The sequence below is a fragment of the Erysipelothrix urinaevulpis genome (assembly GCF_009828835.1).
In the GTDB taxonomy this organism is placed as follows: Bacteria; Bacillota_I; Bacilli_A; order Erysipelotrichales; family Erysipelotrichaceae; genus Erysipelothrix; species Erysipelothrix urinaevulpis.
Genome location: NZ_WTTB01000004.1, coordinates 187,927 through 206,767, shown reverse-complemented (window position 1 = coordinate 206,767; position 18,841 = coordinate 187,927). Strand labels below are relative to the sequence as shown.

The 18,841-nt window shown below is 34.1% G+C and carries 15 protein-coding genes and 1 pseudogene; 15 read left to right on the top strand and 1 reads right to left on the bottom strand.

Annotated elements, in window-relative coordinates; all coding sequences use genetic code 11:
• The first annotated feature begins 468 nt into the window (after positions 1–468).
• The 10 genes and pseudogenes from GVV10_RS06260 to GVV10_RS06215 all read left to right on the top strand — a co-directional run bounded on the left by GVV10_RS06260 (position 469) and on the right by GVV10_RS06215 (position 12,394).
• Complete coding sequence (locus tag GVV10_RS06260) at positions 469–798, top strand: hypothetical protein (RefSeq protein WP_159520760.1); 330 nt, start codon at positions 469–471, stop codon at positions 796–798.
• Positions 799–912: 114 nt separating this feature from the next.
• Entirely contained in the window at positions 913–1,170 is a 258-nt protein-coding gene (locus GVV10_RS06255; protein WP_159520758.1) for a hypothetical protein, read from the top strand.
• Positions 1,170–1,415, top strand: a complete 246-nt coding sequence (locus GVV10_RS06250; RefSeq protein WP_159520756.1) for a hypothetical protein — start codon at positions 1,170–1,172, stop codon at positions 1,413–1,415. Before GVV10_RS06255 ends, GVV10_RS06250 begins: the two co-directional genes overlap by 1 nt.
• Before the next feature lie 181 nt (positions 1,416–1,596).
• Complete coding sequence (locus GVV10_RS06245) at positions 1,597–1,830, top strand: hypothetical protein (protein ID WP_159520754.1); 234 nt, start codon at positions 1,597–1,599, stop codon at positions 1,828–1,830.
• A gap of 27 nt (positions 1,831–1,857) precedes the next feature.
• Complete coding sequence (locus GVV10_RS06240; RefSeq protein WP_159520752.1) at positions 1,858–2,079, top strand: hypothetical protein; 222 nt, start codon at positions 1,858–1,860, stop codon at positions 2,077–2,079.
• Between the two features lie 505 nt (positions 2,080–2,584).
• Positions 2,585–2,647: pseudogene (locus GVV10_RS09600) on the top strand (IS3 family transposase); the annotation flags it as partial.
• A 437-nt stretch (positions 2,648–3,084) separates the two neighbouring features.
• Complete coding sequence (locus GVV10_RS06230) at positions 3,085–8,406, top strand: endo-alpha-N-acetylgalactosaminidase family protein (protein WP_159520750.1); 5,322 nt, start codon at positions 3,085–3,087, stop codon at positions 8,404–8,406.
• Between the two features lie 209 nt (positions 8,407–8,615).
• Positions 8,616–9,266: a CatB-related O-acetyltransferase gene (locus GVV10_RS06225; protein ID WP_159520748.1), complete on the top strand. Its 651-nt coding sequence runs from the start codon at positions 8,616–8,618 to the stop codon at positions 9,264–9,266.
• Between the two features lie 293 nt (positions 9,267–9,559).
• The gene (locus GVV10_RS06220) at positions 9,560–10,861 is read left to right on the top strand and encodes a carbohydrate ABC transporter substrate-binding protein (RefSeq protein WP_159520746.1); all 1,302 of its coding nucleotides are present in this window, start codon (positions 9,560–9,562) and stop codon (positions 10,859–10,861) included.
• Positions 10,862–10,936: 75 nt separating this feature from the next.
• Positions 10,937–12,394 carry an arylsulfatase gene (locus GVV10_RS06215; RefSeq protein ID WP_159520744.1) on the top strand — a complete coding sequence of 486 codons (1,458 nt, stop codon included), beginning with the start codon at positions 10,937–10,939 and terminating at the stop codon, positions 12,392–12,394.
• 73 nt (positions 12,395–12,467) lie between these two features.
• On the opposite strand, the gene GVV10_RS06210 is transcribed toward GVV10_RS06215, so the two are convergent.
• The gene (locus tag GVV10_RS06210) at positions 12,468–13,301 is read right to left on the bottom strand and encodes an AraC family transcriptional regulator (protein WP_159520742.1); all 834 of its coding nucleotides are present in this window, start codon (positions 13,299–13,301) and stop codon (positions 12,468–12,470) included.
• A 118-nt stretch (positions 13,302–13,419) separates the two neighbouring features.
• Between GVV10_RS06210 and GVV10_RS06205 the strand changes: the two genes are divergently transcribed.
• From GVV10_RS06205 to GVV10_RS06185, 5 genes are all read left to right on the top strand, one after another.
• Complete coding sequence (locus GVV10_RS06205; protein WP_159520740.1) at positions 13,420–14,490, top strand: phosphotransferase enzyme family protein; 1,071 nt, start codon at positions 13,420–13,422, stop codon at positions 14,488–14,490.
• A 165-nt stretch (positions 14,491–14,655) separates the two neighbouring features.
• Complete coding sequence (locus tag GVV10_RS06200; protein ID WP_159520738.1) at positions 14,656–15,552, top strand: carbohydrate ABC transporter permease; 897 nt, start codon at positions 14,656–14,658, stop codon at positions 15,550–15,552.
• Between the two features lie 15 nt (positions 15,553–15,567).
• On the top strand, positions 15,568–16,452 hold the full coding sequence (locus GVV10_RS06195; RefSeq protein ID WP_456236451.1) for a carbohydrate ABC transporter permease: 885 nt from the start codon (positions 15,568–15,570) through the stop codon (positions 16,450–16,452).
• Positions 16,453–16,456: 4 nt separating this feature from the next.
• The gene (gnpA, locus tag GVV10_RS06190) at positions 16,457–18,652 is read left to right on the top strand and encodes a 1,3-beta-galactosyl-N-acetylhexosamine phosphorylase (RefSeq protein WP_159520734.1); all 2,196 of its coding nucleotides are present in this window, start codon (positions 16,457–16,459) and stop codon (positions 18,650–18,652) included.
• Positions 18,624–18,791: a DUF6903 family protein gene (locus GVV10_RS06185; RefSeq protein ID WP_159520732.1), complete on the top strand. Its 168-nt coding sequence runs from the start codon at positions 18,624–18,626 to the stop codon at positions 18,789–18,791. The genes gnpA and GVV10_RS06185 overlap by 29 nt, the downstream gene beginning before the upstream one ends.
• Positions 18,792–18,841 lie beyond the last annotated feature (50 nt).

Sequence of the window (18,841 nt, the reverse complement as noted above, 5' to 3'; positions counted from 1 at the left end):
ATCTGTTGTGAATCTAAAGTAAAATTAATTTGTGTCATAGAGATCTCCTTATGTTTGTTTGGGTACTAACATAATAACAGAGCCTCTATGGCTTTTTTTACTTTTACACAATTATATGGACTTTATCTTTGAAAGGTGAAAAATATACGTAAATAAAATATGCTATTATTTATGTAAATTAAATATAAGGGGACGGGGAATAATGACTTTGACTTAAATGACCCTGATTCATTTGAAGGAAAAGACATTAAAGATGTTGAAAAGTATCTAGATTATAACTTAGATGGATTTACGAAAGATAGTCTAAAAAAAGGCGATGGTGTGCGTTATTTTGATGGAAAGGGAAATTCATATCAACTTAATTATGGTTATGAAAATTTTACTGATCCAACACATGGAGGTCCATATATGAAGATAAGCATAAATGGTCAAATAATAAGAATACCATTGATAGAGTAGAGGGAAACTATGAAAAAAGAAGATTTGATTGAATTTTTGCGCTCAACTATTGAAAGTGATGCAATCGTTTCGAGATTATACAGGTTATTCCATGTCGAGTATGGATATTCTCTGAACGATCTATCAGAAATTATTATTTATGGAGTTAACAATAACTATTTTAGTCTTGAAAATGTGGATGATGAACAGATTAAATACAATAAAATAGATTGGCGTATAGACAATATAGAACAAGAAGTGATTATGAATGAACCCGAAAAATACATCGGACTCCTCTTTGGTAATAATGTAGAGATACCAAAAGAGTTTTTGATGTTTCTTCAAAAAATAGATAATTAGGCAAAAAGTGGTGCATACGTACCACTTTTTTTGAACTATTTCCTAGAAGGTTCTACATCATGTTATTATATGTTAAATTAACATGAGGTGACGGGGAGTGTTAATTCAAACGGATTGCCCGAAAACGATAAAATTACTCGATACACCAAGCATGGGACTGAGCAAGCCTTGAGTAGAGATGGTGGACTAGGCGTTTCAAATGAAGCGATAACCAATACAGTAAATAATCCAATTCAAGTTGTTGAGCAAAGCAGTAAATATGGACCAACTTTTAAATATATAAGCGACCAAGCAGTTGTTGTCCTTAATGAAATTGGTAAGGTAGTTACAACATATGCAAAAGGTTCAGCATGGACTAGGGGAGGACAGTAATGAAAGGAATTAATGAAGAGTCTTTAAGATTGTTAGAAAAATGTGTTATGATTCATAATCCCAAGTTGATTTCTTGGATAAGTTCTGAAAATTTGTATAGATTAAAACCGAATCAGTACAATGAACTTAGAAGTTTAGTTAATGATGAATTTCTTGTGGAGGGAATTGACAAAAACTACGAGCCAAACGAGTATGGCTTAAGACTTGAAAATCTTATTGATGAACTTGGTCGATTATTTATGTAATCCCCATCATTTTGGATTGTTGATTAATAAATTAAAGCAAGAAGATGAAAATATAATGTTAGTAATAAAAATAAAGACATAACATAAGGGGGCGGGTGACATTGGCGGATTTACTGAAGAAGAACTACTTCAATCAGGGAATAATCCATATAACGGTGATTATACAGATGCAGGTAGAGCATTGGCTAAACACGGAGGTAGAGAAGGGTCGGCATTTCCAAATCCTACAGGCTCACCAGCCGATATTATTGCTCAGGGCGAACAGATTTTAAAGACTATCCTTTCTGACCCAAACAAAACAACGAATATTTATAGTCATCCTAGATTTGGTGAAGTTATCGATATATTCAATAGTTTTGGTCTCGGTGCAAAATATGATTCACTTGGAAAATTTATTGGATTCCTAGAACCTTAACGGTTACGTAATAGAAGGAGGAATAGTATGAAATGGCATATTACTGTTGGTAGTTCTCCTGACAGAGAAGACCTAGTTGCAGATATTTTCTATGATAAGCAGGGTATTATTGAAATTTCTCAGGAAAAGGGATTTTATGAGATTAGTTTTTTTGGAAGTATTGAGAATGAATATCCTCTTAGTGAAGTGCTAGAAATGATTAATAAAGCTATTGAAAAATTGGATAGTTTAAAACGAAAAAGTGATTAACCTGTCACAGAAAATTTAGAGAATCATGGACTGTGTTCCCGAATTAAGAAAGGAGTCGATATGAAGTTTAGTTTTTATGATTTTAAAGAGAAGTAAGGTGAATTTATTTATAATAAATTGAATGATTTTATTAGTTACGAAATTAACGAGAGAACAATAGAAACGATAAGTTTTTTGTTATAAATTCACAGATATCGGGGGTATATGAAGGAAATCAATATGTAATTTTCAAAGAGCGAAATAATGATATATTAACTATAATTGATGAAGTGTCAGAAGAACATGGTGTATCTTCAGAACAAACAAGATTTAAACTAAGCATTACCGACTTACTAGATATTATGAAAAAAATTAGAAATCATAGAGAATTGCAATCTGAAATATGGTTGCTTTTCTTTTAGGTTTTACGAGAATGGATAAAAATATTGTAGACTTTAATCCATTGGAAGGATTCTAGAAAACTATTAAATCAAAAATGTAAGCTCTCAATAGGCTCAGTAGAAGAAATAAGTTAAAGAAAGAAATTGATTCCTATATTTATTTTTACAACAACAAGAGACGACATTAACGATTCAAAAAACACCAAGCCTTAAAAGAGTTCGAAGTCCAAACGGTACCCAACAATATATCCGATAAATTTGTTAAAGATTTAAACAATGGTGATCTACAGTAAAAACTGAACATTTGAACTTATTTCAATGTGTTTAATATCTGGGTTCATAATCAGAGAATTTCAAATCTTGACGTGTTTGATTCCATGATTTGTTTTAGTAACAAAGCGTAACCAATGGAAAATTAAGTCTAATTCAATTTTTTTCGGTTTTCGTGCTCGAGTTACTACCATCTTTCTATAACTATAAAGCGAATAAAATTAATGATAAAAGCAATATTTGTAAAAAATAGCAAAATATACAGAAAAAACAAGAATACAACATGTTACAACAATATCATTAAAGCGCTTACATGGCAGTCTTGTTATACTTGACCTAGAAAGAGAGGTAATTCATGAGAGGAAAGATATCTAAAGTAGCAATTTCTTTGGTGATGATTTTAAGTTTAGTCATTATGAATCCAGGAAATTCGCTATTTGCAAGCAGTTCGGAGTGGAAATCAACATCTAAAGTACCAGGTGTTGTCAGTGAAGAAATTGTTGGGAATGAACGTTATTGGAAATTATCATCTGTACCTAACAAGCATGATAACAAATATAATGCAGCAATTTTTTCACCTGTTGATGAGTGGATAGAAACATCCCGCAATGTGAACCGTGTATTTGAATATGTTTCAAATGGTGATCCAAGTAGTATGCGGTTTGGTGTTAATATTTTCTATACTGATGATGACAACAGAATTTTTGTTGGGCATGATGCTGGTGGTTGGTTTTGGCAACACAAACTAGAGGGTCAAGGTAATTACTATCGTGGAAAACGTGTCCCTAGTCCAGCAGCGGGAAGTAAAAATACTTTAGAATATTCTTTAAAAGATAATAAATTTTTAGCTTGGATTACAGGCGAAGATGGTGTGAAGCACCAGTTGTTTGATGAAATGATTGATGCTAATCGTATTGACCAATTATTTGAAAAATCAAATAAAACTGTTTTAAGATTAGCTGGATTTGGTGCTCAAACAACCAGTATTTCAGTGAAAGCCAATAATCAAGAGAATATTCCAGAAATTGATCCTGGATTTGAACGTCCGGAAATTGATAAGTATGATGATTATCAACTCTTACTAGATTTCGAAAATGACTATGATCCAACCTTGGAATTAAGAGCAGTTTCAGGTGAGATTAAGCGTTCAATCGTTGATCATGGAAATTCTAAAGCGCTAAAAATTGATTTTGGAAAGACGGGTCAACAAGTGTTAACGTTTACTAAAACAGCATTATTAGATGACTTTGAGATGTCATTTGATGTGGAAATTGATGAAGCTGTGAAACACTTTGGTCCTGCATTACGCGTAGGTGGCATTAATAATTTTGTTACTGCTTCAAAAGGTGAAACATCTCAAGAATATTTCGGTTCGTTTTCAGGTTCTAAAGGACAAGGAACATCTGAGGTGACCAAACTTGATTCACCTATTGAATCAGGGATGCAGCGTTGGAAGGTTATTTTACTTGGGGATACCTTGACATTATTTATCAATGATCAAAAAATCTTTGAGAATACGATGAAGAATATGCAAACAGGATTTGGTGAGTTTGGTTTTATGAAAGAGGGTGGGGAAGGGAGTGTTCTCATTGATAATGTATCAGTGCAACGAATCACACCTGATAAACCAGAAGGACCTAACAATGAAGGATCTGATTTTGATACATTAACGAATGAATCAATGACAGTGACGATTGATAAAAGTTTCCCACGAATCAAAGACTATACATTAAAATCAGGGAAAACATTGGAGGGTCAACCGACTAAGATTGATACGGTCAAAATTAACGATATTAATCTAAAACCAGAGGTTACTTACAAGAAAGTGAATAACCAACTTGCTGAGTATACCTTACGTTTAAAGGATGGTCAAAATATTAATGCAACCATCAAATCAACGGTAAGCATTGAGAATCAAACTTTAACCTATGAAATGATTGAAGTTATAAATCACAATGAAGATCAAAGTAGCAATGATAAAATTATTAGAACAATTGAAATACCTAATCATAGTTTAGTATCTGTTAAATCAAGTGAGAAAGATGCTAATATTATGGGATCTGTTGTTTCTACTAATACAACGGTTAGTGGTGATACACTGACTGCTGTTGATAAAAAATTAAGAAGTTTTAATAAAAATTATATGTATGCTTTTGTTTCAAATGAAGATATTTCAGCGGGAGTGTATTCAAATTCCCAGTACAGCAGTGGTGGTGGACGAGGTGACTTTGTTCGTCTTAATGCACAGGTTAAAGAGTATACAGATTTCAATTCAATGGGTATTCAAAGTTCACCATGGATTTATCATCGTGATGTGAAATATGATGATAAGACAACCGTTGAACGTCCTATTGTAAAGGTTGCATTAACAGAGGATCTAAATAATGATCAAATGGTTGATTGGCAAGATGGGGCTATAGCCTTCAGAGAGATTATGTATTCTCCAATTGGTGCAGAAGATGTTAAAGATTATGTTGCATATCGTATCGCTATGAACTTTGGTTCACATGCTCAAAATCCATTCTTAATGACACTTGATGGCATTAAGAAAGTAAACTTGCATACAGATGGTTTAGGTCAATCTGTCTTACTCAAAGGATATGGAAGTGAAGGGCATGATTCGGGTCATTTAAATTATGCTGATATCGGAACACGAATTGGTGGAATTGAAGAGTTTCAATACCTTCTCGATGAATCGAAACAGTATGGAGCCTCAATTGGAATTCATGTTAATGCGAGTGAAACGTATCCAGAATCAAAGTATTTTGAAGAAGATCGTTTAATGAAAAAAGCAGACGGCAGTTATTCGTATGGTTGGAATTGGATTGACCAAGGTATCAATATCGATGCTTCCTATGACTTAGCCAATGGACGTCGTCAACGTTTCGAAGATTTACGCAATCTCATCACAGGTGAAAACCTGGGTTGGATTTATGTTGATGTATGGGGAAATGGTCAATCGGGTGACAACAATGCTTGGGCAAGTCACCAATTAGCCAAGGAAATTCAAGATCAAGGATGGAGACTTGGTGGAGAGTGGGGTTATGCATTTGAACCTGATTCAACATTCCAACACTGGGCAGCTGATTTAACTTATGGTGGCTATGCATTGAAGGGCTTTAATTCAAATGTTATGAGATTTATTTTTAATCACCAACGTGATGCATGGATTGCTGATTTCCCAGCTTATTCAGGGGCAGCAGAGTATCCATTACTAGGTGGTTATAATATGAAAGACTTTGAAGGATGGCAAGGACGTAATGACTACAATGGTTATATTGTAAACTTATTCGAACATAACGTACCTTCAAAATTCATTCAACACTTTACGGTCAATAAATGGATTGAAGGAACACCTGTTGACATGAAGAGTCCTGATGGAAAATCATTCAAATGGACACCAGAAATGCAAGTTGATTTAGTGAATGAGCAAGGACAAAAACTCGTTATTCAACGTAAATCAAATGATTATAAGAATGAACGTGATTTGTATCGTTCAAGAACAATTACGTTAGATGGTCGTTTAGTCTTAGATAATGACAAATATCTTATTCCATGGAACTGGGATGAGAACGGAAATGAATTAGCCTTTGCTGATCAGAAACTTTATCACTTTAATAAAGAAGGTGGACAATCAACATGGACCCTTCCAAGTGAGTGGAAAAATAGCAGTGTGAAAGTTTATCAACTCACTGAAACAGGAAATAAAGAATTAAAAGATGTAGACGTAATCAACCAAACTATAACTCTTAATGCTAAAAAAGATACAGCTTATGTTATCTATCAAGGTGCAAAAGAGAAGAAGGTTGCAACGTATGGTGTGGGATCACATATCATTGATCCAGGCTTTAACTCACAAGACTTAAAAGCATGGGATATTACAGGTGGAACTGCTGAAATTGTGAAGTCAGAAGCATCCAATGATATGTTAGCAATCTCAAATAATGATAAAACAGTTACATTAACGCAGACTTTAACAGATTTACAGCCGGGTGAAAAATATGTTGCCTACGTGGGTGTTGATAATCGTTCAGATTCAAAAGCACGGATTGACTTGAAAATCGGTGATGAGGTCATTAGTAATTATACTCAGCGTTCAATTGCTAAGAATTATATCAAAGCTTATGCTCATAATACTAAAGCAGGAACGGTTGATAATAGTAGTTACTTCCAAAACTTATTTGTACACTTTACAGCACCTAAAAAAGGAAATGTAGAGTTAAGTTTAGTCAAAGAGAAGGGTGAAGGAACAAGTTATTTTGATGATATCAGAATTACTAAAAATGCCGGAACTTTATTGCAAGACGATGGTTCTTATACGCAAGATTTTGAAGACAATGCACAAGGGATATATCCTTTTGTTATCGGAGATGTTGAAGGTGTTACTGATAATAGAACACACTTATCAGAAAAAAATGCACCTTATACCCAACGTGGTTGGAACAACAAAAAAATCAACGATGTTATTGATGGGAATTGGTCTGTTAAAACAAATGGCTTAGTTCAAAGAAACAAGCTGGTGTACCAAACGATTCCACAAAATATTCGTTTTGAAGAAAATCAAGACTATATCATTCGCTTTGAATATGAAGCAGGATCGGATGGAACTTATGGTCTTGTCATGGGACATGGTGAATACACCGGTCAAGAAACGGTTATACCGTTAAGTAAGACAGTTGATAAAGAGGGTCCTCAAGTCTATGAATTCACCTTGAAAGGTCATGCTGATGGGCAATCATGGTTTGGTATTAAATCAACAAGCAAAGCACCTGATTTACAGGGTACTGATAATGGACCCGCAAACTTTGGTGGCTATAAAGACTTTGTCCTTGATAATTTAAGTGTAAAAAAAGTAGAGCCAGTTGTCTTAACGGATGAAAATGGTTTTGAAGTATCAGGCCATCATTCAATCCTTAATGACCATGATGAATTAATCGTGACGGATAACTTGGATAAAAAATTAGAACTTGAAAAAGATGACGAAACCTTAGACCTAGATGTCTTTACAATCGATATTCGTCGTGATGGTGAATCAATAGAGATTCCAGAAAACACTGCTTTAAATTTAAGCATTCCTACAAGAAAAACATCTGGAATTTCACGTTTCTTTAAAGCTTTAACAAAAACTCAAGATCCAGTTGTTAAGTCTGTTTCTTTCCTAAATCATCGTGATGAACTCATTGATTTAGAGTTTGAAGTCATCGACGGTAAAATCATTACGACATTAACAGAACTTGGGAATGTTGTGGTTAACTATGAACAAGAAGAAATTGTTGCGGTTGATCGTAGTAATCTTGAAGCCTTAGTTAAAGAGCTAGAAGCACTTGATTTTGACTTATATACACAAGACAGTGTTGAGAGTCTAAAAGAAGGGATTAAGACAGCCAAATCGGTCTTAAACGATGAAAATGCAAGTCAAGAATTGATCGATCAAACATACGATCAGTTATTAGCATTTAAAAATGATCTTGTCGTTAAGGACGAGGTTAAACCTGTTGATCCAGTAGATCCAGTAGAACCAGTAGATCCAACAGATCCAACAAAACCAATTGATAAAACTGAGGAAGGTAAGCTACCTGCAACTGGACTTTCATCCAGTACAAGTTTATATCTTGTGGGTGCTGGGCTAATCCTAATCGGACTTGTTATCAAACGAAAAAGAAAAATAAAAGTATAAAAATAAATTCTCCTTATTCTAACTAAACTGTAGGTATTGATGTGAACGCATCACTCAATCCCTGCAGTTTTTTTATAGACCTTGACGTAACTAAAGAAAACATTATACTAAGAATGAGGTGAGTTAATGGTACGACGTTTAAAACAAATGCGTAATGTCGCAACTCGGCACTTTTTTCTTTAAAATCAATTAAAAGAAAAGAGGAAACTATGAAAGAAATTTATAAGCATTGGTCAGCACCGTTGTATTTAAGTGATATTGTTGATCATCCATTCATTACCGTCGGTAAAAAATCTTACTACTCAGGATATTATGATAATAGAAAATTTGAAGATGGATGTGTTCGATTTTTATGGGGAGATCAACTCTCTTCAAAGTTATACAATCCGATGAATGATTTTGGATGGACAATTGATCGATTAATTATTGGAAATTATGTCTGTATTGCATCAGGGGTTGTTATTTTAATGGGAGGGAACCATAATCATAATCAAGACTTCTTAACGGTATATCCCTTTGAGGAAACAATTAAAGAATCTTACAAGTCAAAAGGTGATACAGTGATTGAATCGGATGTGTGGATTGGAATGAATGCGATGATCATGCCAGGTGTAAAGATCGAAGAGGGCGCCATTATTGCTGCTGGGAGTATTGTTACAAAAGATGTTCCAGCTTATTCAATTGTGGGTGGTAATCCCGCAAAAGTCATCCGTCAACGATTTTCAAACGAAGTTCAAAAAATGTTGGAAGAAATGAAATGGTTTGATTGGGATGATGTCCAAATAAAAGGAGCCGTCCACATTCTGTCCAGTCAAGATATTGATTCGCTTTATGAGTATTATCTTAATCATGTGAAATAATAAAAAACGATAAATTCCATCTTTATTAAGCATGGAACTTATCGTTTTTTTGTCTTAAATGAGTTTGTTTTATCCGAAAATATACAGTAAAATGAGAGAGTATCTTGCTTTTTATGATAGTTAAGTCAAAAAATAGATAGATATAATTGCTAAAAATGAGATATATCAGCCCCAAATTTATTTATATTTGCTTGATAATCCCGTTAAAAGCAATTTATCCTAATTATAGAACAATAACATGCAAGTAAACCGCTTACATATATTCTATAATCTAAGTAGAAGGAGTGATTTGAATGAGGAAAATATTTGTTAGTATGATTGTAGTGCTGCTTTTAGTAGCAGGTTGCTCGAAAAAACCAGCAGAACCAGAAAATAAAAAATTGACGGTTTATGGTTTAGAAAGTGGTTATGGTAAAGGCGCTTGGGAAGAAGTTGTTAAGGCATTTGAAGACCGCTATGAGATGGAAGTAGAATTAGTTATGGAAAAAAACATTGCTGAAATCTTGTTACCAAAATTACAATCAGGTGAAGCACCAGATGTAGTTTACCTTGCACTTGATAATGGAGATGCTCCATTAACGAATACATTAGTAACAGAAAAAGAAATCTTAGATATTACAGATGTCTTGGATATGGATGTTTCTGACGAAGGTGTTAAAGTTAAGGACAAAATCTTACCAGGTATGCTTGATAGTAACCGTGTAAAACCTTATGGAGATGACAAAGCTTACTTAGCGCCAATGTTCTATGCTCCCTTAGGAATGTTCTACAACGCAAATCTATTTGAAGAAAAAGGATGGGAAGTTCCAACAACATGGGATGAAATGTTTGCACTTGGTGATAAAGCTAAAGCAGAAGGCATCTCATTATTTACCTATCCAATTACAGGTTATTTTGATGGATTCTTTGGATCGTTATTAAACGTAACAGCAGGTCCTGAAATGTATGCGAAATTAATGGCCTACGATGCAGATGCTTGGAATGATCCAAAAACTAAAGAAGCATTTGAATTGATTGGTAAGTTGGCAGAATATGTACATCCTAATACAGTTGCACAAGCAAATAAAGAAGGATTTACAAAGAATCAACAATTAATTCTTGAAAATGAAGCACTCTTTATTCCAAATGGTACATGGTTACCAGAAGAAATGAAAGATGCACCACGTGTTGACGGCTTTGAATGGGGATTTGCTCCAATTCCAGCTGTTGGTGAAGGAGATCGTTATGCATCAACCTTTACAGAACAAGTTTATATTCCAAAAGGTGCCGAAAATGTTGATGGCGCAAAACAATTTATTTCATTCTTATATTCAGATGAAGCTGCAAAAATATTCTTCAATAATGGAGAAGCAGTTCAACCGATTGTAGGTAGTGACAAATTAATGGGTGAAGATAATGTATTATCGACATACTATAGTATCTTTACAGGAAATGTTAAAACAAATACAACAGGATTTAACGCTGCCGAACCTGTGGAAGGTGTCAACCTTAAAGATGTGTTATATGGAAACATTAACTCAATCGTCAATGGTGATTTAACAGTTGATGAGTGGCATCAAGAAGTCGTTGAAGTCATGGGTCGCTTTAATCAATAATTTAAATATAAAGTTTAATGAGGCAAAGCACTGATCTTAATCAGTGCTTTGTTTACGTGACGTAAGGAGGCCATTATGAAAAATGTCATGTTAATATTAGTTGATCAAATGCGTGGTGATACCCTTGGCGCAATGGGGCATCCTCACGTTAAAACACCTTATTTGGACACACTGATGAATCAAAATACAGTGAGCTTTACCAATGCGTATTCAACCTGCCCAACCTGTGTTCCAGCCAGGGCATCATTATTAAGTGGGATGAGTCCTCAAAAAAATGGTCGAGTCGGTTATCAAGATGGTGTTCCATGGGAATTCACAGATACCATTGCGGAAGTTTTCAGAGATCATGGTTTTCAAACTGCTGTCATTGGTAAAATGCATAGTTATCCAATTCGAAAACATTTTGGCTTTGAAATCATGAAACTTCATGATGGTTATTTAGAATATCATCGAAAGAGTGATGTTCCGTATTATGAACACCAACGTGTTTCGGATGACTATGTTTCATTTTTGATTGATAAGTATGGTGTGAGTGCCGATGTAACAAATAATGGAATTGAAGGCAATTCTTGGATTACATCACCTTGGAATTATGATGAAAATGATCACCCAACAAATTGGGTTGTTAATGAAACATTGGAAACGTTGACCAAAAGAGATCGTACGCGTCCATTCTTTGTGATGCCCAGTTTTGTACGGCCTCATCCACCTTTTGATGCACCTCAAAAATATTTCGATATGTATGATCCAAACACCGATTATGATTACTATGAAGAAGATAATTGGGCAGACAAAGAAAAGACTGAACAATATGGTAGCATTGTAGATAGTATGTTTGGCTGCAAGGATAAAGATTTAAGAAATAAGGCAATGCGAGGTTATTTTGCTACCATTACGCATCTTGATCATCAGATTAGCCGACTTATCACCTTTTTAAAAGATGAAGGAATTTATGAAGATACGTTAATTCTTTTCACATCCGATCATGGAGAAATGCTCTTTGAACATGGTTTATATAGAAAAGCACTCCCTTATGAAGGCAGCGCAAATGTTCCTTTATTTATACGTGTTGGAAAAAATATGCAGGAAATTCAAACACGAAGAAGTGACACGGTGACAGCTCTTAATGATATTATGCCAACGCTTTTGGATTTTGTAGGGATCGATATCCCCAAACATGTTGATGGAATATCATTACGAGACCATATTTTAAACAATCAAGCAATTGACCGCGACTATGTTCATGGAGAACATGAATATGGTGAATACAGTAACCATTTTATTGTGAGCAAGGAATACAAGTATATTTGGTTTTCACAGACGGGTAGAGAACAACTTTTTGATATGAAACACGACAAAAATGAATTAATCGATCTTGTAAAACAAGAAAGCCATGATAATATCTTGCAAGAATATAGACAAATCCTCATCTCTGAACTTGAAGGGCGTGAAGAAGGCTTTACAGATGGAAAAACCTTGATTGTAGGTCAAAAGCAATCCGCCATACTCCAACAACCTGGCTATAAAAAATAAAGTGCACTAGAAAAATCAATGCTTTAACAAAAAAAACTATCCTATTTTGAAGGATAGTTTTTTTACGATACTGCTAGAGGGTTTCATCTGGTATTTCCTTGGTGTTTTTATATTTTTTTCGATAAGCAGACGGAGACATCTCTGTTTTCTTTTTAAAATATTGTGAGAAATAAGCAGGGTTAGAGAAACCAAGAATGCCAGAGATTTGAGAAATAACCAAATCGGTGGTCATTAAGAGTTTTTTTGCTTCACTCATTCGTTTCTCTAAAATATATTGAATCGGACCATAACCTGTATGTTCTTTAAAAATATGAGACAAATAGAATTTGTTCAAGTAGGTTATCTGAGCCAAATCATCCAATGTAATTTCTTCACGGAAATGTTTGTCGAGATAATTTTTAATAAAGACTGAATCCTTATTAACATTATCAACATCTTCATAAACAAATAATTCGAAATCAGTTCGACGTATAATATTGATAATTAGAATGTTTAAAAGATTTTTTACCATGATATTTTGGTATAAGTTATCTTCATTTTCAACTTCAAGTAACAGAGCTTTCAAATAGAATAAAATATCGTGTTTATAATCGTAAAAGTTCAAAATAGAATAACCAATATCATTATCTTCGCTTGTGAAAAATTGTAAACCTTCTAAGCCTAATACGATGTATTGTAATGGGTTATTAGCATCACTTATTTCTGTATGATTAAGATTGGGGTTGATAATGACCAAATCATCTTCAATTACATCGACTATTTTATCATCAAATTTAAATTTTCCTTTACCACTTAAAACATAGAAAAACTCAGTAAAAGGATGTGAGTGCAGTGTTGAATGCCAATCATCATCATAGATGGAGTTTTCGATATAACGCAGTCGGGCATTGCTTGGGAGTTTTTTCATAGTTCACCTCACTTACATAATATTACCTTTAGTGACTAATGTCAATTTAACACAAGTCGACAGCAACTATCTTAAAGCAAACCTGAGGTAGTTTTGGTACGATTTAAATGGAGGTAGTATGATGCAAAATATAATGAATCAATTTAAAATAAAAGGTGAATTTATTAGTTCTGAACGCTATGGTAGTGGTCACATCAATGATACATATAAAATTATTACAAGTGAGAAGTGGTATATAGCTCAAAAAATTAACCACACAATCTTTGAAAATGTTGAGGGGTTAATGAACAACATTGAAGCAGTAACACAGCATATAAAAGAAAAGGTTCTTGATCAAGATTTAGATCCTAATCGCTATGTGTTGCAGGTTATTAAGACACTAGATGATGAGTTATATCTTAAAAATGATCAAGGATATTGGCGAGTCTATTTGTTTGTGAAAGATGCTTTAACCTATGATTTAGTTGAAAATAGTGATCAGTTTTATCAAAGTGCACTCGCGTTTGGTTTGTTTCAAAAACAGTTAAATGATTTTGATGCGAGTCAATTAGTTGAAACAATACCTGATTTTCATAATACACCTAAACGCTATCAACGGTTGATGGATGTCATTAATCAAAAACCCGAGCGTTTAGAAAAAGCACAACAAGAAATCGAGTTTATTATTGAACGAGAAGAGTTTACACATTTGGTTATCGATGCCTATGAAAATGGATTAATAAAAAAGAGAGTGACGCATAACGATACAAAATTAAATAATGTCATGATTGATCCGAAGACAAACAAAGCTATTTGTGTGATTGATTTGGATACGGTGATGCCAGGATTTGTCAGTGATGATTTTGGTGATTCAATTCGTTTTGGCTGTAATACAGGGCTTGAAGATGAACAGGATTTAAGTCAAGTTAAGTTTGACATAGAACTCTACAAGATTTATTTAAAAGGATATATGGAATCATTGGATGATATTTTAACGAAAGAAGAAATAAGACTTCTACCTGTTGGTGCTAAAATGATGACGCTTGAAAATGCCATCCGATTTACGACGGACTTCTTAGAAGGGGATGTTTATTTCAAGACCAATTATGATGAGCATAATCTTGTTCGGGCTAGAACTCAAATAAAACTAATCAAAGAAATGGAAAAAGTTTGGGATCAATTAATCGCATTATCAGAAGAATATCTATAATAAACTTAGTGATTAAAGATATATAGCAAGAATAGACAAATGTACAACAAAAACTTAGTTGCTAAGCGCTTTCAAATATAGGAAAATAAGTATAGAAGGATAAAGTGCCGAATGATTTTTAGGATTTGATCCTTTGGCACTTTATGAAAAAAGAGGTGATTTGTTTTGAAAAAAGGAATCAGTGAAAATAAATTTATCCTGATCTGTATTTTACCCGCACTTGTGTTGTTAGGACTTTTTGTTATTTATCCAACGGTCAATGTATTTGTTATGTCAACCTTTAAGTGGGGTGGTTTGTCAGCGAATAAAACATTTGTCGGACTCAATAACTTTAAAATTTTGTTGAGTGATAAATACTTCTTGCAATCGTTTCAAAATACGATGTTATTAATTACGATTGTGATGGTTGTAACATTTACACTTGCGATATTGTTTGCAAATATCTTAGTGAGAGAAAATCTAAAGTTTAAAGGGTTCTTTAGAGTCATATTCTACATCCCCAACATTTTATCAGTAGCAGTTATCGCAGCAGTATTTGCTCAAATATATGCTGTTGATTCTGGAGGGTTATTAAATAGTATTATTCGATTGTTTAAACCTGAATCGTGGGCGAACATTCAATTCTTGGGTGATTCGAATATTGTCTTGTATTCTATTGCTGGAGCCATGATTTGGCAAGCAATTGGATATTATATGGTTATGTATATGGCATCCATTAGTAGTATTTCTGAACATTTATATGAAGCAGCTGAGATTGAAGGGGCTTCAAAAATTAATCAGTTCTTCCAAATTACACTTCCCCTTATTTGGGAAAATATACGAACTACTTTAACATTCTTTGTTATTAGTTCAATTAATATGAGTTTCTTATTTGTTAAGGTGTTAACATCTGGAGGACCTGGTGGTTCAAGTGAAGTGTTCTTAAGTTATCTCTATAAACAAGCATATGACAATGCTTCCTATGGATATGGTATGGCAATTGGTGTGATGGTGTTTGTGTTCTCGTTTGCGCTTGCTGCGCTTTTAAATAAGGTAACTAAACGAGACATTATTCAAATGTAGAAGGTGATGACTATGATAAAAAAATTAAAAGAAATGCCAACCAGAAAATTATATAAGTTGTTTGTATATTTTGTTTTGGTTATGTTTGCAATCTCAATCATCGTGCCGATTACATGGGTATTCTTCGCGTCATTAAAGACACCCCAAGAATTTTTTATGAATCCTTGGAAAATGCCAAGTTCATTACATTTTAAAAACTTTGTGGATGCTTTTGTCGGTGCAAACATGGGACAATATTTCTTGAACTCTGTTATTGTAACGGCTTTAGCACTCTTTATCCTATTGATTGTCGCATTACCTGCGGCGTATGTATTAGCACGGTTTGAGTTTAAATTTAAGACATTAATTAATCGTTTATTTACAATTGGATTATTTATCAATATTAACTATATTGTCATTCCAATTTTCCTGATGTTATTATCGTGGAATCGATCAATTCAACCGATTGTAGGGATGAATTTATTTATTAATAATCGATTTGCTTTAGCGTTGGTTTATGCATCAACATCCTTACCATTTACGATTTACTTGCTCTCAAGTTATTTTAGAACATTGCCAAGAGCGTTTGAAGAAGCGGCTTGGATTGATGGTGCAAGTCATTTCCAAACAATGTTTAAGGTCATGATTCCGATGGCACTTCCAAGTGTGGTAACTGTGATTCTCTTTAACTTCTTATCATTTTGGAATGAATACATTATTGCATTAACCTTGATGCCATCAGAAAAATTGAGAACATTACCTGTAGGGTTAATTAATTTACAACAAGCCGCACGTGGTGCAGCGAACCCTGGGCCTATGTATGCAGGGATGGTATTAGTTATGTTACCAACATTAATTTTATATATTTTTGTTCAACGTCGTCTAACTGAAGGTATGACGATGGGCGGATTAAAGGAGTGATTAGATGAAGGACAAGTATAAAGGTCGTGTGACCTTACCAGTAGAGCTAGATTTTTATGAAGAAACATTAGAACTTTCAAAACGTTGGGGTGCCGATGCTATTCGTGATAGTGATGGAACGGATTTAGATGCGCAATTAAAATTAATTCCTGGTGTTAAAGTGTATTCCAAATACTTTGTTGCACGTGGAGATAATGAGTTTGCATTGAACCATATGGAAGAAGCCCAGCAAATATTTGTCATGAGTGAGTATATAACTGCATATGATGATACACTGGATATTGAATTTCGTAAGGGGTTTTTAGACAAACAAATCGTGCCAAACTATGATCATGATTCCAAACGCTATTGGCAGGTATATGATCGAACGACAAATGAAGAGTTAGACACCGATCAGTGGGAACTTGATAAAGAAAATGATATTGTTTCCATCAAAAATACCATTGCATTTCATGAGTATACAGTTAATTTCCTTGCTTATATGGTTTGGGATCCAACACAAATGTATAACTACATTACCAATAATTGGACGGATCGTGAACGTGAGGTTCCCTTTGATGTCAGAGGACCCAAAGCCAATAAACACGTTAAAGAGAAGTTAAGGGATTGGCTTGAAAAGAATCCTGAAACAGATGTTGTTCGATTTACTACATTTTTCTATCATTTTACGTTATTCTTTAACGATCAAGAAAAAGAAAAGTTTGTGGATTGGTTTGGTTATGGTTCAAGTGTGTCGCCTTTAGCTTTAGATGCTTTTGAACTAGAATATGGTTATACCTTGAAAGCAGAAGATTTTATACAAGCAGGATATTATAATTCCACCTTTAAAAATCCAAGCCAAAAATATTTAGACTATATTGATTTTCAACAACGCTTTGTTTGCAAAGAAGCAAAAGAACTTGTTGATTTAGTTCATGAGTATGGAAAAGAAGCTATAATGTTCTTAGGTGATAACTGGATAGGAACAGAACCGTATGGAAAGTATTTTGAATCCATTGGAATTGATGGAGTTGTAGGTAGTGTGGGCGGAGGAGCAACCTTACGTCTTATTGCAGACATTCCTCATGTTAAGTATACAGAAGGTCGTTTCTTACCCTATTTCTTTCCAGATACATTCTATGAAGGCAATGATCCAACGATCGAATTGATGGAGAACTGGGTTTCATCCCGTCGAGCAATTCTTCGAAATCCATTGAATCGTATTGGTTATGGTGGTTATCCAAGTTTGGCTTACAAATTTCCTAAGTTTGTTGATCGAGTTGAAGAGATTACCGACGAATTTAGAGGTATCATTGATAATGTTGAAAATAACAAGCCGTATGCTAAACATACGGTTGCGATCTTAAATTCATGGGGTAAAATAAGAACATGGCAAGCATTTATGGTTGCTCATGCACTCTATTACCAAGAAACATATTCTTATTTTGGTCTATTAGAAAGTTTAAGTGGTCTTGATGTGGATGTGAAATTCATTAGTTTTGATGATATTATCAACCATGGAATTGATGAAGACATTGATGTTATTATCAACGCTGGGGATGCCCATACGGCCTTCTCAGGTGACGATGCTTGGAATAATCCAACACTTGTGAAGTCAATTCGTTCTTGGGTTCATGATGGACATGGTTTCATTGGAATCGGGGAGCCAAGTGCTTATGAAAAAGGTGGGCGTTTCTTCCAACTAGCTGATATCTTAGGGATTGATCAAGAATTAGGATTTAAACTGTCAACGGATAAATATCATAATCTGCCAATGCCAAGTCATTTTATTACACAAGACATGAAATCAAAATTTGATTATGGTGAACGTGTTCGTAATATTTATGCCCTGAGTTCTCAAACAGAAGTCATTGCGGATGATAAAAATAGCATTAGCATTGCCGCCAACGCCTATGGAAAAGGACGCGGGGTGTATTTGATGGGAATGAAATATAGCCATGAAAATACCCGTATCTTAAAGCGAAGTATTTACTATAGTTTACAACAAGAAGATGAATTTAATAAAGTTCATAGTTCGAATTTAGAGACAGAGTTGAATGTTTATCCACAATCAGAATCTGTTGCACTTGTTAATAACACAAGTGAAGCTCAAAAAACGTTGGTCTATGATTTTAATGGAAATTATACATGCATTGAATTAAAAGAAAATGAACTGAAATGGGGTCATTATAATGTCGAAACTGGTTCGTTTAGTTTTTAGATTTGCGCTTGTTATTCTAGGCTTAACACTCATGGTAAAGGGGCATCAAGAGATTTCCTTATCGTCATTAGCGACGATGCTTCTTGGCTTAGGCATGATTATTACATCATTATATTTATATAATCGACAATTCAATTAAGCGATATGAATGCTAACTGTTGAGAATAGATTGGCAAAACAGGGAGACTT